At 64.9% G+C, this 23,493-nt stretch carries 26 protein-coding genes; 17 read left to right on the top strand and 9 right to left on the bottom strand.

Annotation, left to right across the window (positions count from 1 at the left end; genetic code table 11):
- Positions 1-33 precede the first annotated feature (33 nt).
- The 9 genes from H8F26_RS14735 to H8F26_RS14695 all read left to right on the top strand — a co-directional run bounded on the left by H8F26_RS14735 (position 34) and on the right by H8F26_RS14695 (position 7,871).
- Positions 34-1,116, top strand: coding sequence for an N-acetylmuramoyl-L-alanine amidase (locus H8F26_RS14735; protein WP_197159243.1), 1,083 nt, complete (start codon positions 34-36; stop codon positions 1,114-1,116).
- Complete coding sequence (gene murI / locus H8F26_RS14730) at positions 1,113-1,928, top strand: glutamate racemase (protein ID WP_197155146.1); 816 nt, start codon at positions 1,113-1,115, stop codon at positions 1,926-1,928. Before H8F26_RS14735 ends, murI begins: the two co-directional genes overlap by 4 nt.
- A gap of 32 nt (positions 1,929-1,960) precedes the next feature.
- Positions 1,961-2,932 carry a solanesyl diphosphate synthase gene (gene sds, locus H8F26_RS14725; RefSeq protein WP_197155145.1) on the top strand — a complete coding sequence of 324 codons (972 nt, stop codon included), beginning with the start codon at positions 1,961-1,963 and terminating at the stop codon, positions 2,930-2,932.
- A 77-nt stretch (positions 2,933-3,009) separates the two neighbouring features.
- Positions 3,010-3,390, top strand: a complete 381-nt coding sequence (locus tag H8F26_RS14720) for a hypothetical protein (RefSeq protein ID WP_197155143.1) — start codon at positions 3,010-3,012, stop codon at positions 3,388-3,390.
- Between the two features lie 2 nt (positions 3,391-3,392).
- Positions 3,393-4,310, top strand: a complete 918-nt coding sequence (locus H8F26_RS14715; RefSeq protein ID WP_197155141.1) for a helix-turn-helix domain-containing protein — start codon at positions 3,393-3,395, stop codon at positions 4,308-4,310.
- A 119-nt stretch (positions 4,311-4,429) separates the two neighbouring features.
- A complete protein-coding gene (locus H8F26_RS14710) occupies positions 4,430-6,958 on the top strand; it encodes a type II CAAX prenyl endopeptidase Rce1 family protein (RefSeq protein ID WP_197155139.1) in 2,529 nt (842 codons plus the stop codon).
- On the top strand, positions 6,955-7,260 hold the full coding sequence (locus H8F26_RS14705) for a hypothetical protein (protein WP_197159370.1): 306 nt from the start codon (positions 6,955-6,957) through the stop codon (positions 7,258-7,260). The genes H8F26_RS14710 and H8F26_RS14705 overlap by 4 nt, the downstream gene beginning before the upstream one ends.
- A gap of 5 nt (positions 7,261-7,265) precedes the next feature.
- Positions 7,266-7,367, top strand: a complete 102-nt coding sequence (locus H8F26_RS19575) for a sugar transferase (protein ID WP_231597873.1) — start codon at positions 7,266-7,268, stop codon at positions 7,365-7,367.
- A 3-nt stretch (positions 7,368-7,370) separates the two neighbouring features.
- Entirely contained in the window at positions 7,371-7,871 is a 501-nt protein-coding gene (locus H8F26_RS14695) for an ATP-binding protein (RefSeq protein ID WP_197155135.1), read from the top strand.
- Positions 7,872-7,914: 43 nt separating this feature from the next.
- On the opposite strand, the gene H8F26_RS14690 is transcribed toward H8F26_RS14695, so the two are convergent.
- On the bottom strand, positions 7,915-8,364 hold the full coding sequence (locus H8F26_RS14690) for a hypothetical protein (RefSeq protein WP_197155133.1): 450 nt from the start codon (positions 8,362-8,364) through the stop codon (positions 7,915-7,917).
- A 94-nt stretch (positions 8,365-8,458) separates the two neighbouring features.
- A complete protein-coding gene (locus H8F26_RS14685) occupies positions 8,459-9,100 on the bottom strand; it encodes an HAD family phosphatase (protein WP_197155131.1) in 642 nt (213 codons plus the stop codon).
- Between the two features lie 172 nt (positions 9,101-9,272).
- Here H8F26_RS14685 and acs point away from each other — a divergent pair, with 172 nt between their 5' ends.
- Together acs and H8F26_RS14675 are read left to right on the top strand one after the other, a co-directional pair.
- Positions 9,273-11,240, top strand: a complete 1,968-nt coding sequence (acs, locus tag H8F26_RS14680; RefSeq protein ID WP_197155129.1) for an acetate--CoA ligase — start codon at positions 9,273-9,275, stop codon at positions 11,238-11,240.
- A gap of 47 nt (positions 11,241-11,287) precedes the next feature.
- Positions 11,288-11,836, top strand: a complete 549-nt coding sequence (locus tag H8F26_RS14675; protein ID WP_197155128.1) for a hypothetical protein — start codon at positions 11,288-11,290, stop codon at positions 11,834-11,836.
- 114 nt (positions 11,837-11,950) lie between these two features.
- Here H8F26_RS14675 and H8F26_RS14670 read toward each other — a convergent pair whose 3' ends face one another.
- From H8F26_RS14670 to H8F26_RS19570, 3 genes are all read right to left on the bottom strand, one after another.
- Positions 11,951-12,868 (bottom strand): polyphosphate kinase 2 family protein, encoded by a 918-nt coding sequence (locus tag H8F26_RS14670; RefSeq protein ID WP_197155127.1) that lies wholly within the window; start codon positions 12,866-12,868, stop codon positions 11,951-11,953.
- 42 nt (positions 12,869-12,910) lie between these two features.
- On the bottom strand, positions 12,911-13,405 hold the full coding sequence (locus tag H8F26_RS14665; RefSeq protein WP_231605244.1) for a sodium-independent anion transporter: 495 nt from the start codon (positions 13,403-13,405) through the stop codon (positions 12,911-12,913).
- A gap of 483 nt (positions 13,406-13,888) precedes the next feature.
- Positions 13,889-14,146, bottom strand: a complete 258-nt coding sequence (locus H8F26_RS19570) for a hypothetical protein (RefSeq protein WP_231605242.1) — start codon at positions 14,144-14,146, stop codon at positions 13,889-13,891.
- 289 nt (positions 14,147-14,435) lie between these two features.
- Between H8F26_RS19570 and H8F26_RS14655 the strand changes: the two genes are divergently transcribed.
- The 4 genes from H8F26_RS14655 (at position 14,436) to H8F26_RS14640 (ending at position 17,419) form a co-directional block, all read left to right on the top strand.
- A complete protein-coding gene (locus H8F26_RS14655; protein ID WP_197155126.1) occupies positions 14,436-15,932 on the top strand; it encodes a dienelactone hydrolase in 1,497 nt (498 codons plus the stop codon).
- 299 nt (positions 15,933-16,231) lie between these two features.
- Positions 16,232-16,549, top strand: a complete 318-nt coding sequence (locus H8F26_RS14650; RefSeq protein ID WP_231605241.1) for an HPF/RaiA family ribosome-associated protein — start codon at positions 16,232-16,234, stop codon at positions 16,547-16,549.
- Between the two features lie 157 nt (positions 16,550-16,706).
- The gene (locus H8F26_RS14645; protein ID WP_197155125.1) at positions 16,707-17,207 is read left to right on the top strand and encodes a hypothetical protein; all 501 of its coding nucleotides are present in this window, start codon (positions 16,707-16,709) and stop codon (positions 17,205-17,207) included.
- A 26-nt stretch (positions 17,208-17,233) separates the two neighbouring features.
- On the top strand, positions 17,234-17,419 hold the full coding sequence (locus H8F26_RS14640) for a hypothetical protein (protein ID WP_197155124.1): 186 nt from the start codon (positions 17,234-17,236) through the stop codon (positions 17,417-17,419).
- 256 nt (positions 17,420-17,675) lie between these two features.
- Here the strand turns inward: H8F26_RS14640 and H8F26_RS14635 are convergent, their stop codons facing one another.
- Entirely contained in the window at positions 17,676-18,098 is a 423-nt protein-coding gene (locus H8F26_RS14635) for a hypothetical protein (protein ID WP_231605239.1), read from the bottom strand.
- Between the two features lie 204 nt (positions 18,099-18,302).
- Positions 18,303-19,448 (bottom strand): hypothetical protein, encoded by a 1,146-nt coding sequence (locus H8F26_RS14630; protein ID WP_231605237.1) that lies wholly within the window; start codon positions 19,446-19,448, stop codon positions 18,303-18,305.
- A gap of 193 nt (positions 19,449-19,641) precedes the next feature.
- Here H8F26_RS14630 and H8F26_RS14625 point away from each other — a divergent pair, with 193 nt between their 5' ends.
- On the top strand, positions 19,642-20,841 hold the full coding sequence (locus tag H8F26_RS14625) for an ABC transporter substrate-binding protein (RefSeq protein ID WP_197155121.1): 1,200 nt from the start codon (positions 19,642-19,644) through the stop codon (positions 20,839-20,841).
- 16 nt (positions 20,842-20,857) lie between these two features.
- Here the strand turns inward: H8F26_RS14625 and H8F26_RS14620 are convergent, their stop codons facing one another.
- Complete coding sequence (locus tag H8F26_RS14620) at positions 20,858-21,613, bottom strand: DUF1350 family protein (protein WP_197155120.1); 756 nt, start codon at positions 21,611-21,613, stop codon at positions 20,858-20,860.
- 39 nt (positions 21,614-21,652) lie between these two features.
- Positions 21,653-22,117 carry a peroxiredoxin gene (locus tag H8F26_RS14615; protein WP_197155118.1) on the bottom strand — a complete coding sequence of 155 codons (465 nt, stop codon included), beginning with the start codon at positions 22,115-22,117 and terminating at the stop codon, positions 21,653-21,655.
- 503 nt (positions 22,118-22,620) lie between these two features.
- On the opposite strand from H8F26_RS14615, the gene H8F26_RS14610 reads away from it, so the two are divergent.
- Positions 22,621-23,385 carry a 3'-5' exonuclease gene (locus tag H8F26_RS14610; RefSeq protein WP_370594630.1) on the top strand — a complete coding sequence of 255 codons (765 nt, stop codon included), beginning with the start codon at positions 22,621-22,623 and terminating at the stop codon, positions 23,383-23,385.
- Positions 23,386-23,493 lie beyond the last annotated feature (108 nt).

Raw genomic sequence — 23,493 nt, 5'->3', positions numbered from 1 at the left:
GGTATGCCGTTCTTTCGCATGCCCCTGTTTCGGATGACGCTCAAGCGCCTGCCGCTGTTCCTTGCCCCACTGCTGCTGGCGTTCGCTGCGCTTCCCGCGTGGGCTGCCAGCACCCTTGGCGCCTGGCGCATCACCCGCGAGGGCATTCTTGAGCTGCGCACGACCCCAGGCGTTCAGATCCAGGCCTTCTTCGAGGAGGGATCCGGGGGGCGCGGCCCCCGGATCTGGGTGGATCTGCCCGGCGCCCCCCAGCGCAGCCGCTCGATCAGCGGTGGCGGAGCGATTCGAGAAGTACGGATCGGAAAGCCCGATCCCGGAACCACGCGACTCGTGGTCGAGTTTCAGCCAGGCACCCGTCTCGACCCCCGCCAGCTGAGACTGGTCGGCACCTCCCGCGACCGCTGGCGCATGGATCTGCCGGGGCTTCCGAGGCGCTCGACAGTCGCCATGGGCGAGGGCGATATCAACGCTGCCACGGTGGCCAGCGCCGGATGGACCAGAGGTGGCGGCAATTTCAGTTCGGCCACCACACCACTGTCAGCCGATGGCCTGCCAGTGGTGCCGAGAGGCCGCTTCAAGGTCGTGATCGATCCAGGCCATGGCGGCCCCGATCCAGGTGCGGTCGGGATCGGTGGATTGCGTGAAACCAACGTGGTGCTTGATGTGGGGCTGCAGGTGGCCCAGCTGCTCCAGGCCAGAGGCGTGCAGGTTCTGATGACCCGCACTTCCGAGGTGGACGTCGACCTGCCCCCGCGGGTGTCCCTGGCCAACATCAACCGCGCCGATGTGTTCGTGAGCATCCATGCGAACGCTCTGAGCATGGCGCGGCCGGACGTGAACGGAATCGAGACGTTCTATTTCCAGGGCAGCAATTCCAGACAGCTGGCCGCGTCTCTGCAGCGGCAGATGCTGGCGATCTCTCCCGGCACTCCGGATCGGGGTGTCCGCACCGGGCGCTTCTACGTGATCCGCCGCACCGTGATGCCGGCCTCCCTGGTGGAGATGGGATTCGTGACCGGCAGGATCGACGCCCCCCGCCTGGCCGATCCGAACTTCCGCCGCCGCATGGCCCTGGCCCTGGCGACCGGAATCCTCGAGTACCTGCAACGCTCTTGAGCCTTCTCATCGGCCTGTTCGACAGTGGTCTCGGTGGTCTGACCGTGCTGCGCCAGATCCAGGCGCTCTACCCCCATTCCCCCTGCCTCTACCTCGGGGATACCGCCCGGGTTCCCTATGGCGAGCGCACCCCTGACGACATCCGCGCCATCGCCGCTGAGGTGGTGCACTGGCTGCGGCTGCAGGGGGTGGGTGTGCTGGTGATGGCCTGCAACACCTCCAATGCCCTGGCCCTGGATGTGGCCGTGGCCGAAGCAGGTGTGCCAGTGGTGGGCCTGATCGACAGTGTCGCCAGCGAACTCTGCAGCGACCGGATCGGGGTACTCGCCACCCCAGCCACGGCGGCCAGCGCGGCCTATGGCCGAGCGATCCATGCCTGCCGTCCGACGGCCCGGGTGATCGAGGTGGGCTGCCCGGCCTTCGTGCCCCTGATCGAAGCGGGCAATCTGGAGGATCCAGCCCTGGAAGAGGCGGCTCGGGGGTACCTCCAGCCGATGATCGCCGGCGAGGTGGACACGATCGTGCTGGGCTGCACCCACTACCCCCTGCTGCGCCCCTTGCTGCGCCGGCTGCTGCCTCAAGGGGTTCGCCTGGTCGATCCGGCCCAGGCTGCCGCCCGGCGTCTCGGGCCCCTGCTCGGCAACCTGGGCGATTCGCCGGAAGTGGACCTGGAGAACGATCCGATCGACCCGCCGAGGCTGCTCTACCGCTACTGCGTCACCGGCTCGGCCAGTGGCTTCGCCAAGGCCGCGACCCGTTGGCTGGAGCGGCGGCCACGGGTGGAGACGGTGGAGCTCCGGACGCCCTCCTGATCCTTCTAGGATCGGCTCACCAGGGAGGTGTCGTGGCCACGGTTGCAGAACTTCTTCAGCCGGTCGAGGCCGATCTCGACGCCTTGCTTGCCGATCTGCGCAGCCTGATCGGAGCCGGTCATCCGATCCTTCAGGCAGCTGCTGAGCACCTGTTCGCCGCCGGCGGCAAGCGCCTGAGGCCTGGCATCGTGTTGCTGCTCTCGCGGGCCATCGATCCTGATGGGGCCCTCGGTTCCCGCCATCGGCGTCTCGCCGAGATCACCGAGATGATCCACACCGCCTCCCTGGTGCATGACGACGTGGTGGATGAAGCCTCCACCCGCCGTGGTGTGGCCACCGTGCACAGCCGCTTCAACTATCGGGTGGCGGTGCTGGCAGGGGATTTCCTCTTCGCCCAGGCCAGCTGGCATCTGGCCAACCTCGACGACCTCGAGGTGGTGAAACTGCTCAGCCGGGTGATCATGGACCTGGCGGACGGGGAAGTACGCCAGGGCCTGTTCCGCTACGACACCGGCCAGAGCTTCGAGACGTACCTCGAAAAGAGCTACTGCAAGACCGCTTCCCTGATCGCCAACAGCGCCCGCGCTGCCGGCGTGCTGGCCGACCTGCCGCAACCACGCCTGGAAGATCTCTATCGCTTCGGTCGTCAGCTGGGCCTGGCCTTCCAGGTGGTGGACGACATCCTCGATTTCACCGGCAGCGACCAGCAGCTCGGCAAGCCCGCCGCCAGCGACCTGGCCGCCGGCTACCTCACGGCTCCGGTGCTCTACGCCCTGGAGGAGAAGCCAGCTCTGGCTGGGCTGATCGAGCGGGAATTCTGTGAAGCGGGCGATCTTGACCAGGCCCTGGCTCTGGTGCGGGGCTGCGAGGCCATTCCCCGTTCCCGTGCCCTGGCCGAACAGTTCAGCCGCGAAGCCCATGAAGCCCTGCAGTGGCTGCCGGCCTCCGAAGCCAGCACCGCCCTGCTGGCCCTGCCGGAGTTTGTGCTGAGCCGTCTGTACTGAGACCGGGCCGGTGCAACCTGGGTTGGCTGACGCCGCAGAATCACGGACTTAGAACGCAGGCAGCTGCACTCCACCTCATGGGCCTGCCGTCATTCTCGCTCCGGAGCCTTCCGCTGGCTGCCACCACCGCAGCCGCCGCCCTGGTGATGGTCTGCGCATCCCCTGGGGTCGCCCAGCAGATGGACGCCAGCCAGGTGCGAGCCGCCAACCTGGCCCGGATGGAGGCGGAACGCATCAACGGCGGGCTGAGCCGCTACACCACAGCTGCCTGCATGCACCAGCGCGGCGGCGGCGACTGCATGATCCAACGCACGGATCAGGGTTATCTGTTCGAATTTCTGGGGGGCGTGCCCGGCTGGCAAACCATGAACAAGCCCGCCACCATTCAGACGACGATTCTAATCTCGCCTGACGGCCGTGACATTCGCCAGGTGGACTACAACGGCACTCCCCGTTAACCGTGACCCAGAACCCGCGCGACTCTGACGCCACTGCTTCCGCCGTCTCCCCGGACGGCCCCGACGCCCCACCCGATCCGGAGCTGATCCTGCGGTCGATGGGCCACCAGTTAAAGCAGGGGCGGGAAGCACGGGGACTGACCACATCGGCGCTGGCCGAAGAGCTTTATATGCGGGCCGAACAGGTGGAGGCCCTGGAGGCAGGCGACCGCGCCCATCTTCCAGAGATGGTGTATGTGATCGCCCAGGCGCGGCGCATCGCCAAGCGCCTCGGACTTGATGCCAACGGCGTGATCGAGCCCCTGCTCGACATCCGGCCCGGGGCTCACCACCCGGCTGGATCCATCAGGTCCGCCACCGTCGAGCCCCAGCGCCCGCTCACCCCCTCCTCAAGCGCAGCGCCGCCGGTCCAGGCCCGGCCTGCCACGCAAAGCTCCACCTCAGCTGCGGTCCCGGGGTTGACCTCCACAAAGCTGGTGGGTCCCACGCCAGTTGCCGGCTCTCCATGGGTCGGGCGGCTTTTTCCCCTGGCGGTGCTGCTGCTGGCCCTGCTGGGGGCTGGCCTGGCCTGGCAGCGCTGGGGCAGCGGTGGCTTCAAGGGTGGCGATGCGATACCGGCCGCAGGCAACGGCTCCCAGCCAGCGGATCAAGCCAAAGCCAGCAGCACCAGCCTGCAGCTGAGCAGCCGCGAACCCACCTGGCTTGAAGTGAAAGACGACAAAGGCAACAGCCTGTACCGCGGGCTGTTCAAGGGCTCGAGCCGGTTCTCCCTGGGCGAGGGCCTGGAGGTGCTGGCCGGCCGGCCGGATCTGCTGATGGTGGAGCGCGCCGGCCAGACCGCCGAGCCATTGGGCCGCATCAACGATGTGCTCTGGTATCGCTTCTCAGCCGAAGGCCAACGCCTCGAAGACCCCTCCTGACGCCAGATCCACCCTCCAGGCTCACGAGAGCTCGATCGTTTGCTGGGGCCCGTCAGGGTCGCTGGCTCAGCCCCTGCCGGGCCACGATCCATCGGATCCTTGGCCTGCTTCTGGCCGGAATGCTCAGCATCGGCCTGGCGAGCTGGGCCGGCGACGCGCCTCCCCTGGGCGGGTCATCCCCGCCGGACGGGGTGTCCAGCTACGACCTGGCCCAGCAGGCGGCATTCAACCGGCCGGCCTTCTACCCGGTGGATCAACGGCTGGATCCGGAGCTGTTCCGATCCAATGGCGATTGGATCGGCCGGCTGATCCTGCCGGAGGCCAGCCCTGGCACCGCCGGCGTCCAGACCGCCAGCGGCGGGGCCGACGACGACTGGGTCTGGATCCAGCTGGAACAGACCCCCGCCAGCTTCCGCCGGCTGCAGGGCCAGACCCTGCGACTGACCTGGCAGGACACCCCCCGACTGCGGGCACTGGTGGAGGCCGTCCGCACCGACATCCACCTCGGCGCGGCTGCCGATCGGGCCGAGGCCGCCGGCAATGTGGTGCCGCGCCGCCTGGATGGACGCCGCCGGGTCGGTCCGCTGCAGAGCCTGGCGGGGGCACGGCCCAACGACGATCTGCAGGTGCGCCTGGAGCAGGTGGAGGTGGTGGCCGGAACACCGCCAACCCTGACCATCGGGCGGCCACCGCTGCAGATCACCGGTCGCTGGGTGGCGCTGGTGCGGATCGTGAAGCAGAGCGGACCCAACGGCGAGAGCCTGCTCGTGCGGCATTTCAACCGCCGCAGCGGCAGATTTGATGGCCCCGAGCAGACCATGCGCCTGCCCCAGCAGCCCCGGGATCGCAACGGCCGTTGGCTGTCGACCCCCAGGGGGCTGGCAGGCAGCCCGGCCGGTTCGGATGGCTGGTACCTCTACGGAGCCCAGGACGCCAACGGGCTGTTCACCGTGCAGGCCCTGGAGCCCCGCCAGCTGATCCGCCCCGGCGCCGATCAACAGGTGCCGGGCCTGAATGCGGGGCTTCGGTATCTGCGCGAGGGGAACTGGCTCCACACTCCGGAGCGGCGCGGCAGCCTCGGGCGGATCCTGCTGCAGGGCTCTTCTGATGCCATGGGCGTAGCGGCGACCACGGGCGGGGCAACAGCCACGGGGACCGCTGAAACGATTGGCCCTGCCTGGACGCTCGGCCGCCGCGCCCTGGTGCTCCACCTGTTCGGCGGCATCGGTGGCCCCGGCGGAGAGGCGCGGGGCAGCACCACGATCACGGGCCACTTCGCCCTCGGTGAGGCCAGCGTGGTGGAAGACCCCTTCACGGGCCAGCCGCGCCTGGCGATCCGCTACCACCAGATCTACGCCAACAACCCCAACGGCATCGTCGCCGGCACCCAGGACTGGTCGGCCTACATGGGCGATCTGCAGCGGGGCTGGCTGGGTAGCCGCCCTGTCTCGGATGTGCTGATCCCCGAAGACACCTTCAGCGAGCTGCGCATCGGTGGCACCCGGCTGTCCCTGCTGGATGAACTGGGGCTTCAGGCGGAAGTGCTGATGGCCCGCTACCGCAGCGGCGACGGCACCGGTCTCTCGAGCGTCACTCCGGCCACCTCCTGCGTGCAGGACTCCAGCCAGGCGCTCTATGCCGCCCTGCGCCGACTGCGCACCCAGGTGCAGGCGGATCCGGCCCTGCTCGCCTGGCTGAAGGCCCATCCCGACGACCCCAGCAGCCGGGTGTTCCGCCAGCAGCAGGAGCTGGCCGATGACCTGGATCGGTTGCTCACCCCCCTGGGGATGGCCCGCTCCGACTGGCAGGGCAATGCTGAACGGGTCGAGGTCGCGATCAGTCGTGCCGGCCTCACGGGTGCCGAGGCCACATCGTTCCGGCGCGGCCAATCGGTGACGGACATCCTGCTGAGCTGGCGGTCGCTGCTGCCGCGCGGTGCCCACGACGCCATGGCCAGCGTGTTTCTGCGCCATGGCTCACCGCTGCTGCTGCTGCGCACCAACCAGGTGGCCGGCGGCGATCCCAGCCTCGAACCCCTGGCCCCGACCCTGCTGCTGGGCCGGATCCCCCCCCTGGCGACCCTGCTGAGCCGCATCGCCTCGGCCCTGCTCACCCCCCTGACGCCCACCGGAGTGACGCTCACGGCGGTCCTGCTGGTGGGCTACGGCGCAGTGGCGCTGGCCTGCGGACGGCGTAACGGCTTCCTGCCCCGCCACTGGCGCTGGCCGAAGCCACTGCCGGGGCTGGTCTCCAGCCTGGCCCTGCTGCCGATGCCGGCGATCGGCGAGGAACTGGTGTTCCGGGTGGCCCTGCTGCCCCAGCCCGATTCCGGCGCGTCTCTCGCCACAGGCCTGGCCTGGGGAGCCCTCTCCACCGGCCTGTTCGTGCTGTATCACCCCCTGGCGGCGGCTCTTTGGTACCCAGCGGCGCGCAGGGTCTTCAGCGACGGCCGCTTCCTGAGCCAATGCCTGGGGCTGGCCGTGGTCTGCCTGGTGGCCTTCGCCGCCACCGGATCCCTGGGGCCACCGGTGCTGATCCATTGGCTGGCCGTGAGCCTGTGGCTGGGCCCCCTGGAAGGCCGCCTAAGATTCACATCGAGGCCAGTCGAGGCCACGGAAGCAGCCCCTGCCCCAGTGCGATCACGGTGAACCACGGCAGCTCCACAACCGCCGACCCTTCACCAGACGCGGGAGCCGACGGGGGCATTCCGATCCCGTCTGATGAAGCCGGCCGACTGCGGGCCCTGCGGCGCTATCAGATCCTCGACCAGCCACCCAGTCAGGCTTTCGACCAGATCACCCAGCTCACCAGCCAGCTGTTCGGCGTTCCGATCGCCGTGATCTCGCTGGTGGATGAGGATCGCCAGTGGTTTCTGTCGCGCACCGGGCTGGAGGCGCGGCAGACGGACCGCCAGGTGGCCGCTCCAAGGTTCTCGACTTCGAAGACGTGATCAAGATGGATCTGCGCTATCAGGAGAACTGGAGCCTGGCCTATGACCTCAAGCTGATCGTGCGCACCTTCCTGGTGATCTTCAGCAAGCGTTCCGGAGCCGCCTGATCCATGGCTCTACCAGGCCCCGGCGGCGATCGCGAGCGTCGCTTCGCCAGCCACCTCGATGCCATTGCTGAGCTGCTCGACTGGTTCGAGCAACAACAGCCCGCCGGGGTGGATCCCATGGTGTGGATCCAGGCACAGACAGCCCTGGTGGAGGCCTTCACCAATGCGGTGCGTCACGCCCATGCCACCCTCCTGCCGCCACCGGAGGTGGTGGTGCGCCTGGATTGCACTAGCGGCACCCTACGGCTCTGCATCCACGATCAGGGCGATCCGTTTGACATGGAAGCGGCCTGGAGCGAACCGGAGGAGGGGGCCGACTCTGATGATGGCTCAGAGGATCTTCCCAGCCTCGATGACGACGGCCTGCCGATCCTGCCGATGCGGGATGCTCACTGGGGCCTGATCATGCTGCGCAAACTGCAGCAGGATTTCGGCTGGTCCATCCGCTACGACGGACTTCCCGACGGCGGCAATGTGCTGGTGCTGGAGCACCCCCTGGACTGAGACTGCCTGCGATGACGAACGCCTGGGCTGAGAACGCCTGAGCTCAGCCCCGGTGAGCTGAATGCCCTGAATTGGCATCGGGACCAGCCGGTGGAGCGAACAGATCAACGCGGAACCAGTCTGGCCGGCCACAGGCCTCTGGATGCAGCCAGGTCCAGCGTGTCCAGAGTTCCAGAAAGAGGTTGGTGTCCTGCGGACCCCTGGCCCAGCCATAGCCCACGGAATCACCCCAGACCACCGGAGGTCGACCGGCGTAGACGTGGCGCCCCCGAGCGGCTCCAACTTCGCTCACATGCAGGATCGGACTGCCCTGGTAAGTGAACACCGGGCGCTTCTGCCGAACCCGCTCCGGATCCGGCACCCGGAACCACACCTTCTTGCTGTGCTGCAGATACCAGAAACGCCAGGAACAGGCGGGCGACACCCGATCATGATGGGTGGTGAAGAGTGTGCCGCGCACCTGCAGATCAGGAGGAGCCGAGGGCAGCTTCACAGCGCGAAGAGGGAAAAACGACGTCGGGCCCAGCCCGCAGGACCCGACCATCATCAGAGCGGCCAGCTGTGGCAGGAGCCGCGACAGAGAACGCTCAGGACAGATGGACCTGCTCCAGGGACGTCAGGCACACCACGCCGGCAGGGTAAGCCGTGCAGGCGGATCCCGGTGGCACCAGAACGTGCACGTGGCAGCCAGCCGCCAGGGCCGAGCGACAACCGGCCTGGGAGTCTTCAAAGGCCCAGCAGTCGCCTGGGTTCACCCCCAGGCGTTGGGCAGCCAGCTGGAAGATGTCCGGTGCCGGTTTGCCCTGGCGCAGCTCCGGATCGTCCCCATACACCCGCTCCACAATCAGTGAGAGCCAGGGATGGGGAGCGGCCTTGATCGCCACAGAGGCCTCTGCACTGCTGGTGGCCAGGGCCATGGGGATGCCGAGCTGGTGGCAGCGTTGCACCAGTTCGGGGGCACCGGGCATCGGCAGGGCCTGGCCCAGCAGGGCTTCCGCAATCGGCTGGCGCACCGCCAGCAAAGCCTCCACACTCACAGACCCCGGCAGCAAGCTCCGCACCTGCTCCGCGCAATCGAGGCGCCGCCGACCCCGCAGATCGAGCAGCTGGGCCTCGGTGAGATCCCCACCGAAATGGCAGGCCGCCTCGCGCCAGGCCCGGCCGTGCAGGGGCTCGGTATCGAGCAGGAGACCATCCAGGTCGAACAGGCAGGCGGCAGGGGGAGGCATCAGCGCATCCTCGCGCCTGAGGATGCTTCACTGCAGCCGCATCACCACAGCCGCAGCCCCGCAGCCTCCCGCAGCCGCAGCCTGGACCTGCACACTTGAACAAGCGTGTCACCCCACAGCCGCCGTCCGGGGCGCCTCGCTTGAATGCCATCTGGCCGGCAGGTTGGTTGCGATGGGCGAAACCACGATCGAATCCGTGCTCCAGGAGGGGCGGGTGTTCGCGCCGCCAGCGGAGCTGGCCGCTTCCGCCGCCATCGGCAGCATGGAGGCCTACGAGGCCCTGGTGGCACGCATCGAAGCCGATCCCGATGCCTTCTGGGGTGAGCAGGCACGCCAGCACCTGCACTGGTTCGAGCCCTTCGACACGGTGCTCGACTGGAGCAACCCTCCCTTCGCCCGCTGGTTTGAGGGGGGCACCACAAACCTCAGCTTCAACTGCCTCGATCGGCACCTGGAGGGCCCCCGAGCCGACAAGACAGCCCTGATCTGGGAGGGAGAGTCCGGCGATGAGCGGCGCTTCACCTACCGGCAGCTGCACGCCGCGGTGTGCCAGGCGGCCAATGCGCTCAAGGCGCTCGGCATCGGCAAGGGCGATCTGGTGGCCCTGTACATGCCGATGGTGCCGGAGGCGGCGATCGCCATGCTGGCCTGCGCCCGCATCGGCGCCCCCCATTCGGTGGTGTTCGGCGGCTTCTCCGCCGATGCCCTGCGGGATCGGCTCAACGATGGCGCCGCCAAGGCGGTGATCACCGCCGATGGCGGCTTCCGCAAGGACAAGGCCGTAGCCCTCAAGCCAGCGGTGGATCAGGCCCTGGCCGGTGGCGCCTGCCCGAGCGTGGAACAGGTGCTGGTGGTGCAGCGCACCAACCAGGAGGTGGCGATGACCTCCGGCCGCGATCAGTGGTGGCACGAGCTGGTCGAGGGCCAGAGCAGCGATTGCCCCGCTGAGCCGATGGCCAGTGAAGACCGCCTGTTCGTGCTCTACACCTCAGGATCCACGGGCAAACCGAAAGGGGTGGTGCACACCACCGCCGGCTACAACCTCTGGGCCCATCTCACCTTCCAGTGGATCTTTGATCTGCGCGAGCACGACATCCATTGGTGCACGGCGGATGTGGGCTGGATCACAGGCCATACCTACATCGTCTACGGCCCCCTTTCCAATGGCGCCACCACCGTGATGTACGAGGGCGCACCACGGCCCTCCAAACCGGGAGCCTTCTGGGAGGTGATCCAGAAGCACAGGGTGACGATCTTCTACACCGCACCCACCGCCATCCGCGCCTTCATGAAAAACGGCCGGACTGTGCCCGACCAGTACGACATGAGCAGCCTCAGGATCCTTGGCAGCGTGGGGGAGCCGATCAACCCCGAGGCCTGGATGTGGTATCGGGATGTGATCGGCGGCGACCGCTGCCCGGTGGTGGATACCTGGTGGCAGACCGAGACCGGCGGCGTGATGATCAGCCCCCTGCCGGGCGCCATCCCCACCAAGCCGGGCTCCTGCACCCTGCCCCTGCCGGGCATCGCAGCCGATGTGGTGGATCTGGAGGGCAACTCCCAGGGACCGGATCAGGGCGGATATCTGGCGGTGCGTCGTCCCTGGCCCGGGATGATGCGCACAGTGCATGGCGATCCGCAGCGCTTCCGCAAGAGCTATTGGGAGCACATCCGTCCAGCCGATGGCAGCTGGCTCTATTTCGCCGGTGATGGCGCCCGTCGCGATGCCGATGGCTACTACTGGGTGATGGGCCGGGTCGACGACGTGATCAATGTCTCGGGCCACCGTCTGGGCACGATGGAAATCGAATCGGCTCTGGTCAGCCATCCGGCCGTGGCCGAGTCGGCAGTGGTGGGTCGACCCGACGAGCTCAAGGGCGAAGGCATCGTCGCCTTCGTGACCCTCGATGCCGGCCAAGAGGGCGAGGAGTCCCTGATCGCCGAGCTGCGCGCCCATGTGGGGAAAGAGATCGGACCGATCGCCCGACCCGATGAGATCCGCTTCACCGATGCCCTGCCCAAGACCCGCAGTGGCAAGATCATGCGCCGGATACTGCGGGCCCTGGCTGCCGGTGAAGAGGTGAGCGGCGACACCTCAACCCTGGAAGATCGTTCGGTGCTGGATCAGCTGAGAGTCTGAAGCATGGTCACCAACCAGGCGCTCCATCCAGGAAAACGAGACGATCCATGACCCGAAAGCCCGTCCAGGACTTTTTCCTGTTCCTGATTGGCAGTGCTCTGTTTGCAGCCGGGATCTTTCTGTTCACCAATCAGGTGATCGTGGGTTCCAGCACCGGGATCGGCTTTGGCATTCACTCGGGGCGCGGATGGAACCGGGGAGGTGGATCCTTCTTTGGTGGGCTCTTTGCATTTGGGAGTGGCCAGGGATTCGGCCTGCTGATGATCCCCTTTGGAACAGGAGTTGCCTTCCTGCTGGCGGATGTCTACCGAAAACTGGGCTGGTTCCTGATCTGGACATCCTCAGCCGCGATTGGAGCTGCCGTACTGCAGAGCCTCCTGTTCAGCTTCAGACCAGCCAGCCTCTGGAGCCTGATCGCCATGGTCTTCATGATTGGAGGGGGAGCTGGGCTGATGCTCAAGTCGTTACGCAACTACCAGGATGAAGAGCGCGGTCGCGTGGACCGCAATATCGACAACTCCAGACAGGTGATCGAGGAGATGAGGGAAGAACTGGAACGGCTGAAGTCAAAGATCGATATGGACTCCAAAGGCTAAGCAGAGTCTGGACAACTGGGCAACCCAGCAATCGGATCGAACCAGGGCCCGAGATTCAACTCCATGGTTGAAGACAGTATCTCAAGAGGCTGGCCAGCAGATTCAGATTCAGAGTCAGGCTTTATCTTCATTGAGCAGTTGCTGCTTGGCGGCCTCGAGATGCTGACGAGCCTCTTCAGTGATCACAGGATACTTCAGATCCAATGAATCCAGAGTCTCAATGATGGCTGCCGCCACCACGATCCGCGTGAACCACTTGTTGTCAGCTGGCACGACATACCATGGGGCAACCTTGGTTGCGGTGTTTCGGATCATGTCCTCGTAGGCATTCATGTAGTCGTCCCAGTAGGCGCGCTCCTTGATATCATTGGCCGAGAACTTCCAGTTCTTTTCGGGAGTCTCAAGCCGCTCAAGAAAGCGTTTCTTCTGTTCCTTTTTTGAGAGATGCAAGAAAAACTTGCGCACAACCACACCATTATTAGAGAGATATTGTTCGTAGTGTCGGATATCGCGGAATCTCTCTTTCCAGATGTCCTTGCCCATCAACGGCTCCGGCAGTGTTTGTTGATGCAGAAGCTCAGGATGGACACGCACCACCAGCGTCTCCTCATAGTAGCTACGATTGAAGATGCCGATTCGCCCCCGCTCTGGCAGGGCGAGATTACAGCGCCAGAGAAAGTCGTGATCCAGGTCTACAGATGAAGGCGCCTTGAAGCTGCTGACCTGACAACCCTGGGGGTTGACCCCGCTCATCACATGCTTGATGGTGCCGTCCTTGCCGGCAGCATCCATGGCCTGAAAGGCCAGCAACATAGCCCAGCGGTCCTGGGCATAGAGCATGTCCTGAAACGCCGCCAGCAGCTCAACGCCCAGGGCCAGAGCTTCCTTGGCCTGGGGTTTGTGCTCCTGTTCAAGATGGAGCGTATTGTTGGGATCGATATCCTTCAGCCTGAACGACTCTCCGTCATCGACGCGGAAAGGCTTGGCGAAGTCCTTGGCTCGTTGAATCAGTTTCCTTTGTTCTTTGTTCATGGTGGGTTTGGTTCTAACCACTCCTGACATCCAATCTATGGGCTAACGGGAAGTCTCGATTGAACAGGACCATAAAGTTATTGATGATGCAGGTCTCAATGCGAAAGCCGCCATGACAGGCATCGCAGAAGGTGAGGTCATTGGGCAAAGATGTGCATATAGTGCGTGAATGGCTTGCTTCACTGTCGCAAAGATGCCAACACTGTTGTCTCCAGTCCCGATCCCCATGCCAAATCGGTGCAGCTCCTTCAACATGGCCGTGGAACTGGTGACCAGGGCAAACTCGATCCCTGACTGGCGGAGATGGTCACGCAGTTCCAGCAGGGCCTTGGCAGCGGAGTAGTCGATGTCATCAATGCCGGAGGCATCCACCACCAGGCCGCGGATCACGGCATCCGGTTGACTGGTGATCGCCATCAATTCCTGAGTGAAGCGATTGGCATTGGCATAGAACAGATTGGCCTCGAAGCGGTAGGCCAGAATCCCAGGCGAAGCCAGCACATCGGTGGCCAGCTGATGACGCTGCAGCGGCAGCAATCCAGCTGGTCGCGGCAGCCGTTGAAGCAGGGATGTCACGCAGTGGCGGCGATGGTGGAATCGAGAATGGGGTGGAAGCGGTGGAACTGCCGGGCCAGGCCATTCTGAACAACGGCCACCAGCAGGGCCCGACCGGAATCCAGGTTCAGTTGCATCAGCACTTCTTTTCAGCTGAACTCTCCGGTTCAGCTCACTGTTCAGCTCTCTGCTGAGTTTTTCAGTCCTTCAAGCCAGGCCAGAGAAACGTATTGAATCGTCGCCCACCGAGTACTGCCTGAAAACCCAGGGTGTTCGGCGTGGATAAACTCACGACGGCGCCCATCTGATCCGCGAGCTTGACACCTGTGGAGCGCCTGAGGCGTAAAGCACTACACATCCAGTTGATAGCACCCAGCACGGGGAGTCAGCCCCTCCTCAAAAGGTTGGATGCTGCAGAGAAATGGATTGGCAAAGGCCCTGCGGAACATGTAGAAGTCAGGCTGTCTATAGCTGGCAACAATGGTGCTCCACCTGAATGCCGTCAGCCTGAAGTGCTTCCCGCGCAACCTCCTGTTGCATGGAATCCGATACTTTTCGATAATCCAGAATGACAACTTGATAGTGTTCGCTACGGATCTGGGCCATGACCTGGCTCAGGCTGCCCTTGGTGGAATGAAACCAGATCTGAGGCTGGGACAGCCAGGTGCCGTAGGGAGCCGCGTCGGCAACTGCCGGCGGCAACGCCATCACCGTTGCCGCCAAGGATAAGAGAATCTTCCGTATTCAAGGATTGTGGTCAATCATGACGTGGAATCCGATGAACTGAGTCACCGATCCTGAGGCCAATGTCCAGGGCCTGCGCTAGAGGCGCACGAACGATTGACTCCAGTGTGCGTCAGGCTCGCCTGTCGTTCCGCACATCTGGCTGGGCTGGTCCAGTCGAACTTGCTCGCCACTGGCCGCATGAGGCCATGTCAGATTCTCTCCATTCCAGAGACTGAACAGTCTGCTGGCTCACCTGCGGGTTGGCTGCCCTGCCATCCATCTCACCATGCCGCTTCTGCGCCCGATCCCGTTACTCGCCCTCGGGCTGATCCTGGCTCCACCGGCCAAGGCCCTGGAACTGATTGAAATCCGCCTTCCTCTGGTCGACACCGGCGTCAGTGTGCGGGTGGCGGAACTGAAAGATCCCAAGAGCCTGCTGACCGGAACCAGCGATCTGGCCCAGCTCGATCAAGCCACCAATGGCAAGTTCGGCAGCCGGCTGATCTCCCTGCTTCAGGCTCCCCTTCCCATCCCCATTGGAGCCATCGCCAAGGAATCGGCGGGTTCTCCCCTGATGGCTCAGGTGCTGCTGATTCTGGAGGCACTGGTGCGGGTCGATGGCCTGGAGACCCCTCCCGATCCTCAACAGATCGTGGCGACTCTCGAACGACGTTCCGCCAAGGGCCACCTCAGCCTGCTGGATGTACTGGAGGTGCTCCCCGGACGCAGCGCCTCGATCGAACTGGATCAGGTGGTGTTCGTACTGGATCGGCTGGTGCGTCAGCAGGAACCCGCCGAAAGCCTGATCAACAGCGGCAAACCGGCCGGCATCGATCCGGCCCTCAGCCTTCCAGGGCCCATCAAGCCGATCCGCCAGCAGGTGGCCATCGCCGTCTCGCACCGCCCCGAGCCACTCCAGGTGGTCACGATGGCGCCCAGCAGCGATGGTAACGGCCGTCTAGTGGTCATCTCCCATGGACTCTGGGACGATCCGGTGAACTTCGAGGGCTGGGGCGCTCACCTGGCCAGCCACGGCTACACCGTGCTGCTGCCCCGCCATCCGGGCAGTGACCAGGCCCAGCAGCAGGCCATGCTCGCCGGTCGGGTGCCGCCGCCGAACCCCGACGACCTGCGGCTGCGCCCCCTGGATGTGTCAGCGGCGATCGATGCCGCCGCCGCCGGCAGCCTGGCTCTGCCGGCCCCCGTGCGCACGGACCAGGTGGTGGCCATGGGTCAGTCGTGGGGGGCGACCACGGTGTTGCAGCTGGGTCGCTCCTGCGAGAACCTGAGGGATCCGGCCCGCAACCTCAGCTGGGTGCTCCAGTGCAGCTTCCTGACCAGCGCGAACCGGGCCGGCGGGGCTGACCCCCGGGTCACGGCCGTCGTGGCGGTGAGCCCGCCCATGCGCCTGCTCTTTGATGTGGGAGCCGCCAAGGCGATGAATGGGAGGGTCCTGCTCGTGAGCGGCAGCAAGGACTGGGTGGTACCGGCAGGGCCCGAGGCGATCACACCGATGGCCCAGGAAGCCCGCAACAGTGGCGGTGGCCATCGCCTCGTGCTGGCCCAGGGGGGAGACCATTTCAACCTTCGCTCGATCGAAGCCGACGGTGGCGGCCCCCTGCGTGGCCTGCTTCTGGCCTGGACAGAGGGCGCCTTCGCAGCGGGGCCGGCCGCCGCACCGGGACCCAGCGCACCAGCGTTGCTGCCAGCGGATGGCTGGGGTGACACCAGCTTCGCCCTGGTGGATGTGACTCCCCAGCTTCCGGCGCTGCCGACGCCCTGATGGAACCCTGCTCCGCCTGATCACGTGAACCGTGTCACCTCAGCCTTGGCTGCCTGGCTGGATCAGCGAAGGGAACGGCTCAATCGCCCCTGCATATGTAGGAATCAGAGGGAAGATAGTGCTCCCCAGAACGAATGGGAGGGAGACGGGGAGAGAGGGAGAGGAAGGTAGAGAACGAGGGGGCAGAGGGAGCAATGATCAGCCTCTGATATCGGGATGTGAAGCCATGATGGGCATACCATCCAAGTCTTGCTAGTGAGTAGGCAGACAAACAACATTCATCCACACTGGAGAGAACCGTGCAGATTCAAGTCAATACAGACAAGAACATCTCTGGGCATGAAGCTTTGGCACAAAGTGTCGAAACAACCTTGAATCACACTCTGGCACGCTTCACCGATCATATCACCAGGCTGGAAGTTCACCTGAGCGACGAGAACAGTGCCTCAAAGTCTGGCCCCGTTGACAAGCGATGCCTGCTGGAGGCACGGCTCGCGGGACGACAACCAACATCTGTCAGCGATCAATCCACGACCATTGATCAAGCGGTATCTGGCGCTGCCCATAAGATGGTGAGGTTACTGGAAAGTGAACTAGGCAAGCTTGACAATCACTAGCCTTTGATCAGTCAGCACTCAGTCTTATCTCTTGTAACATACCAGCGAATCGCGCCAAAAGTGTCTGCCGACCAGAGTCTCTGGTACCCAGTCAGGCCTGCCTTCCAGATCGGCCTGGACAATGGAAAGAGCTACGACCTACCACTGATCGAGCACAATGGGCGCCTGGATGAAACGTCCGTTGACTCTGACGATAGTTGTATTGATCATCGCTGGATGGGCTGTTGTCTTTGACTTGCTTCGCAACGGCTTCTCACTCGCCTCTGCCTGCGACTTCGGATTCGGCAGACGACATCAAGACTTGCAGATCCAGTTTCTCCGCACCATGTTCAAGGAGCCCCTTCCCGAGAAGATCAAAATTGATGCCTTTGCCTGCGGTGGCTTTCAGGATTTCACGGTGACGTCAAGATTTCGCCTTCAAACGCAGGATGGCGCCAAGCTGCTTGAGGCGCTAACGCGAACATACTCCTCGCCTCAGAACAGCGAGTTTGTCAAAGATGCTGAGAAACGACAATCAGTCGTGACGTTTCCAGATGGCAAGCTGACCAGCTTTTATCTTCCTGGCGTCAAGGTTGTCTACAGCAGAGAAATCAAGGTCAGGTTTCCTGCCAACAGCACCAGCGAAGCTACGATTGATTTTGTTGGCACCCAGTGGTGAGAATCCAGCACCTCCATGCCGATCCCATGACGCCTCCATCCACGCAGCACGTGCTCATCATCCACGAGGTTGCCGACTATCCCGCCTGGACCTCACTTGACAATGCAAGGCGCTTTTTCGACTCGCCAAAGCTGGAAAGAATCAGGGTGGAGGCTGGCGTCAAGTCTCCGGAATTCATTGACCTGAAACAACTGGAAGCGGGCATTCTATGAAGGCAGGCTGCCCGGATTCGCCATGAACCGATTGGATCACATCTGTTTGCTGGCAGAGCACAACAGCTGGATAGACACCAAGGTCTTTAAGGCTGACAAAGCGCTGAAAACCGCATAGCTCAATCCCAACAGAGGAGCCTTCCTGGGCTCCATTCATCAAATTCCCGCGAAGCCTTCCCAGCGCATGGTCTGATGGCTCCAACAGCATCGTTGGCAGAGATAGCTCCCATAGATCCGATGGATCCGATGGATCCGATCAATGTCTGAAATCCTTCTGCCGCACGGCAGCCAGAAAGGCGTGCATGCTGACCGGATCCTTGAAGCCATCGGATCCCTTGACACCGCACTTCACATCCACGCCAAAGAGCTGAACCTTCTCGATCGCCTGGCCCAGGTTCGGGGCATCGAGGCCACCGGCCAGATTGAGCGACACGGGCAGGCTGCCCCGGATGGGGATCACGTTGGGGCTCTCGCCAGGGCGGATGCGGGTCCAGTGGACCGTGGTGCTCTTGGCTGAATCGCTCAGGGTCTGCAGAGCCAGGATCAGGTGGGCCTGGCGGGCAATCAGATCCGCCGATCCGCGCGAGCCGATCTCCTCATCGGGGTTGAACAGCACCGTGATCGTGGCGAAATCGCGGACGTTCCGTTCGGCCGTCAGCTCCAGGGCCCGCAGGATCATCACGGACCCACCCTTGGCATCCGCCACACCGGGAACATGGTGTCGTAGTGGACCATCAGCAGGATCCGGCGGCTGCCGGCGCCTCGGATCCGGCCCACCACGATGTCGCCCACGGAGGGCTTGGCCGGCAGACGCTCCTGCTCCGCCTGCGTTCAACCCTGGAGGAGGAGGTTGCCTGGACCATCACCATCCACTTGGGAGTTGTCATCCGCCTGGCGGCAGGTTCACCCAACAGAGCCAGATGCTCAGGCCACTGATCAACACCATGGCCAGGGGCCAGATGTCATCAAGGCGATGCAGCCGCTGCTGCAGGATCTCCTTGCCGTCCCCATCGGGCATGGCTTCCATGTCGCTGTAGCGGCGGCCGATCCAGATCACCAGCACAAACGCCATCAGGGTGACCACGTAGGCCACCACGTACACCTGGTCGAGAAAGGTGAGGAACGGCAGCTGGGGCAACTCCGCGCGGTAGGTCTGCTGCAGAAACACGAGGGTCAGCAGCACCGTGACCGGGATACTGGCGCGGGCATCCTGTTCATCGGGCCGCACCTTGAACACCAGCAGCACCATCACCATCAGCACCGCCAGGGGCAACAGCAGGCGCCAGAAGGCTGCCCAGGCGGAGATGCCGAAGGAGATATCGAACACCACCTGGCTGTAATCGTTCTCGGCACCACCCAGACCGAAGTTGGTGGCGTAGTGGTGCCGGTACTCCGCGATCGACCAGCCGCGGTTGAGCCAGCCGATGATGCCGGCGTAGAGCCCCATGCCACTGTTCTGGAGATCCGGTTCGAGCCGGAGGCTGGTGTAGTCGAGGGCGCCATCGACGTCGTCGACCTCCAGCACCAGGGGCAGACTCACGGTCATGAAGGGAAAGTGGCGGAAACTGGCCTTGTCGATGTAGAAGCGCCCGATGTAGTTGAACAACTGGTAAAAGCTGCCATCAGCGAGGCGTACCGGACGATCGACCAGGGGCCGCAACACCGGATCAGCATCGGACAGCAGGCCGTTGAGCAGGGTGAAGCGGCGGTCGATGCTGGTGTTCTGCGCTTCGAGATAGCGCTGCAGGGGCTCGTCCCAGCGCAGCCACACGTAGCCACTGGACGAATAGCTGGGGATGTTCAGTTCGAGGTCGTAGGTGCTGTTGACATACACCCCCACCTGCACATGGTTCGCGGCCCGTTCCAGAGCCACCTGGTCTTCGCGGGCTTCCGTCGCGTTCAGCCGCTCCCCTCGCAGGGAGGTCCATCCACCGCCGGCCAGCAGGGCCGGATCGGTGCTGAGGGCCCGGGAGGCCGAGGACAGCCGCAGCGAGTCTCGGCTGCGCACCTGGGCGACATCGATCCGCATCAGCCCCAGAATCAACAGGGCGACGGCAAGAACAACGGACCCAATGGCCAGACCATTCCAGCGCTTCCGCCGTCGACCGGGCGCCCTGCCTTCGGAACCTCTCGGTTCTGGACCTGGCGGTTCCGGGAGACCGGACTCAGGCAAGGGCTCATCGGAGTGCATTGGCGCCTTGCCACCACGCCTGACCCTAGGGATGACCGGCAGCACTGCCGGCAAGGCGGCCCTGGCCCTGGTCGTCCTTCCCCTGGCTGCCCTACTGCCGAGCGTGCTGCGCCTGCCCTCGATGGCGACGGCAGCGACAGCAAGGATCTCCGGTGCTCCTGGATCCGCCGCAAGCGCTCCGGAGCTCGTACTGGGACAGTCAGCACCCTTCAGCGGCCCCTCTGCCCAGCTGGGCCAGGAGTATCGGCTCGGCGCCCAGGCCTGGTTCGCGGAGGTCAACCGCCGCGGTGGGATCCATGGACGCCGGATCCGCCTGGTGAGCCACGACGACCGCTATGAACCGGAACTGACCCGCCGCAACACCGACAGGCTGATCCAGCAGGACAGGGTCCTGGCCCTGTTCGGCTACGTCGGCACCCCCACCGTGAAGGCCGTGTTGCCGGCGGTGGAGCGCGAACACATCCCCCTGGTCGCCCCCCTGACCGGAGCGATGCTGCTCAGGGAGCCGCGGCGGCCGCTGGTGTTCAACCTGCGGGCCAGCTACCAGGCGGAACTCGACCAGATCGTCGCTGCCCTGGTGCGCGCCGGCCGCCACCGGATCGCCGTGCTGCACCAGAACGATGCCTTCGGCGACGACGGGCTGGCCGCCACGCGACGGGCCCTGCAGCGCCATGGACTCCAGCCGGTGGCCACGGCCGGCGTGGAGCGCAACTCCAGCGCCACCAAGACTGCGGCCCGCACCCTGCAGGCGGCCAACCCCAGCGGGGTGGTGATCATCAGCTCTTACCCCGGTGCGGCAGCCATCAGCCGCGACCTGCTGACCCTGGGCAGCAAGGCGCAGCTGATGACGGTCTCCTTCGTGGGCAGCCGGGCCCTGCAGCAGGCCCTGCCCGATGGCCAGTCGACCGGGATCGGCATCAGCCAGGTGGTGCCCTTCCCCTGGAACCGCCGGATCCCGGTGGTGGCGGAGTACCAGCGGCTGATGCAGCGGCAAGCCACCGAGCCCCAGTACGGCTTCACGAGCCTGGAAGGGTTCCTCGCCGCCCGCCTGATCAGCGAAGGGCTGCAGCGGGCCGGGCCCAACCCCAGTCGCAAGGGGCTGACCCAGGCCCTGGAGTCGATGGGGCGCGTCGATCTGGGCGGCTTTCCCCTGGAACTGAGCCCCAGCGACCGGCAAGCCAGCGACTTCGTGGAGCTGACCTACCTGGGCTCCCAGACGTGGGAGCCCTGATCTGTGGCGCTCCTGGCTAAGGCACCCCAGACCAGGCCGTGATCTGATCCACCAGCCGTTCCATCCCCCGTTGCCGGGCTGGATCGTCGGCCCAGGCGCCCAGCAGCTGCTTGCGCAGGCCGCCGCTGGCGGGGGTGAGGTGGTCACCGGGCAGCTCCAGCAGCTCGGAGCAATCACCGGACCGCGCCTGCAGCACCCCCAGCAAGCGGTTGCTCTGATCAATGCCGTCGCGGTTGAACCGCACCAGCAGGTTGCGGGGCTGGCGGTAGGTGGCCCCAACCTGGAGCAGGGTTTCCTCCGGCGAGGGACTGAACTCACTGCGGAACTTGAATTGTTGTCCCAGTTCCGCCAGCAGCGGCACCGAACGCTCCGCCGAGAAGTTGTTGAAGCTCAGGGCCACCAACCCGTCACAGCGGCGACCGCCATCCGGAGCCAGCAGATGCAGCTTGCAGCCGAGACTGTGGCCCAGCCGCAGCAGCGGACCGGAGGTGGGTCCCGGCGTTGGGAAGCCACTCGTGGTGGCGTCGTCGCCGAGCCGGAACCGTCGGAACAACCGCCAGGCGGCACTGGCCTGGGCCTGGTGATCGAAGCCTGGCACGTAGCTCCAGGCATGCACCCGCCAGTGGCGAGCCGCCAGGGCCTCAAGGAAACGCCGGTAGCTGAGCTGGGGGGTGGCAGCCAGATAGCTGCCACCGATGAACTCGATCAGGCCCCGCGGCGCGCCGGCCGGCTCCAGCTGCCAGAGCTCCCCCTGCTGCCACCATCGCGCCATACCCGCTGCTCCTGTTGATCGACCGACGCCCCTCTGGCCTCAGGTTGGCTGAAGTTGCTGCAGGGCCTGGATCGCCTCACGCCGGTGGGCGGGGCCATCGAGAAGGTTGTTGAACACATGCCGCACCGTGCCCTGCCCATCGATCACATAGGTGACGCGCCCCGGAAGCAGGCCCAGCACCCCAGGCACCCCGAAGGCCTTGCGCAGGCCGTTGCCCCGATCCACCAACAGCGGATAGGGGAGCTGGTGACGGCTGGCGAAGCGCTGATGGCTGGCGGTGTCATCGCCGCTCACGCCCCATACCTCAGCGCCGAGGGCCTGCAGGTCGGTGTAGCTGTCACGGAAGGCGCAGGCTTCCATCGTGCAGCCCGGGGTGTCGTCTTTGGGATAGAAAAACAGCACCAGGGCCTTGCCGCCCAGCTGATCGCTGCGCCGCTCAACGCCGTTTTGATCAGGCAGGGCCACCAGGGGGGCCCGATCACCGGGGGCAAGGGGGCGTGCCAAGAGCTTATGGAGAGAACCCAAACCCTAAGCAGGCTGACTGACAGAACGCTGCGGATCCACTGGGACGGAGGGTGCTTGCTGCGCAGAGCCCCTGCGGCTGAGAGCATGGGGCGGCAAGCAGGGCGGTGATGGCGTCGCACTCCAGTCAGTCGCACTCCAATCAGTGGCACCAGGACGACCTGCTCAGCCTGCTGGGCGGATCTGTGGAGACGGGCGCTCCTGCGCCCAGGGATCCAGAACCTGCGCCGGAGCCGGCCCTCGACACAGCAGACCCTGCTCTGAAGACAACCATCGCCTCCCAGGACTCAGAGGGCGAGCAACCGGAACCATCACGGCAGACGGAGCCACAGAACCCGGCATCCACGCCAGCGCCCATGCCGGTTGAGATCCCCAGAACCGTGTCCATCTCCAATTCCGAGTCCCAGGCCCCATCCACCACTGCTTCGCAATCGGTTTCGCGATCGGCGTCGCAATCGGCATTGCAGCCTGCTGCGCCATCAGCGGTGCCGCAGCGCCTCCTGATCCTGGACACCGAAACCACAGCTCTCTCCCCTGCCGATGGCAGCTGCATCGAGGTGGGGGCGGTGCTGTTCCATGTCCCCAGCCGCGCCGTGCTCAGCCAGGTGTCGTTCCTGCTGCCCTGCAACGCCAATCCGGCAGAGCATGTGAACGGCATCGCCGCCGAGTGGACACGGCTGGAGCAGCCCTGGCAGGCCGGGCTGCAGTGCTTCCTGGCGATGGCCGCCGCCGCCGATGCGGTGCTGGCCCACAACGCCGCCTTCGATCGCCAGTGGTTCGGCCACGGGGAGCTGCCGGCCCTGGAGCGGCCCTGGATCTGTTCGATGGAGGAGATCCGCTGGCCGGCCGAGAAGCACCTGCGCTCCAACCCCTCCGTGCGGGACCTGGCCCTGGCCTACGGGGTCCCCGTCTGGGCCGCCCATCGCGCCCTCACCGACTGCATCTACCTGGCCCAGGTGTTCGAGCGTTGCAGCGATCTGGACACGCTGCTGGCCGCGGCCCAGGAACCGCGCCATCTCTACCGCGCCAACCTCAGCTATGCGGAACGCCACCGCGCCAAGGAGGCGGGTTTTCGCTGGAACGACCCCGTGCCAGGAGCCTGGAGCCGCCGGCTGAGCGAGTCTGAGGTGCAGGCCCTGGGCTTTCCCGTCCAGCAGGTCGAACTCGATCGAGAGGAGCGACCAGCAGGCTCTGGAGCCATCACCGGCAGCAGCCAGCCCACCCGGCGGACACTGCCTCGCTCGGCCTGACCGGATCAATCCGACCGAAACAAGCGGATCTGAGTCGCCGTCCAACTCCGAACTCCTGCGACTGAGTTGAAGACAAAACAGCCAGGACTCAACAGGCTGGAGAAGCCA

The organism is Synechococcus sp. CBW1006 (genome assembly GCF_015840525.1).
Lineage (GTDB): Bacteria > Cyanobacteriota > Cyanobacteriia > PCC-6307 > Cyanobiaceae > CBW1002.
This window is presented reverse-complemented; position numbering and strand designations above follow the sequence as displayed.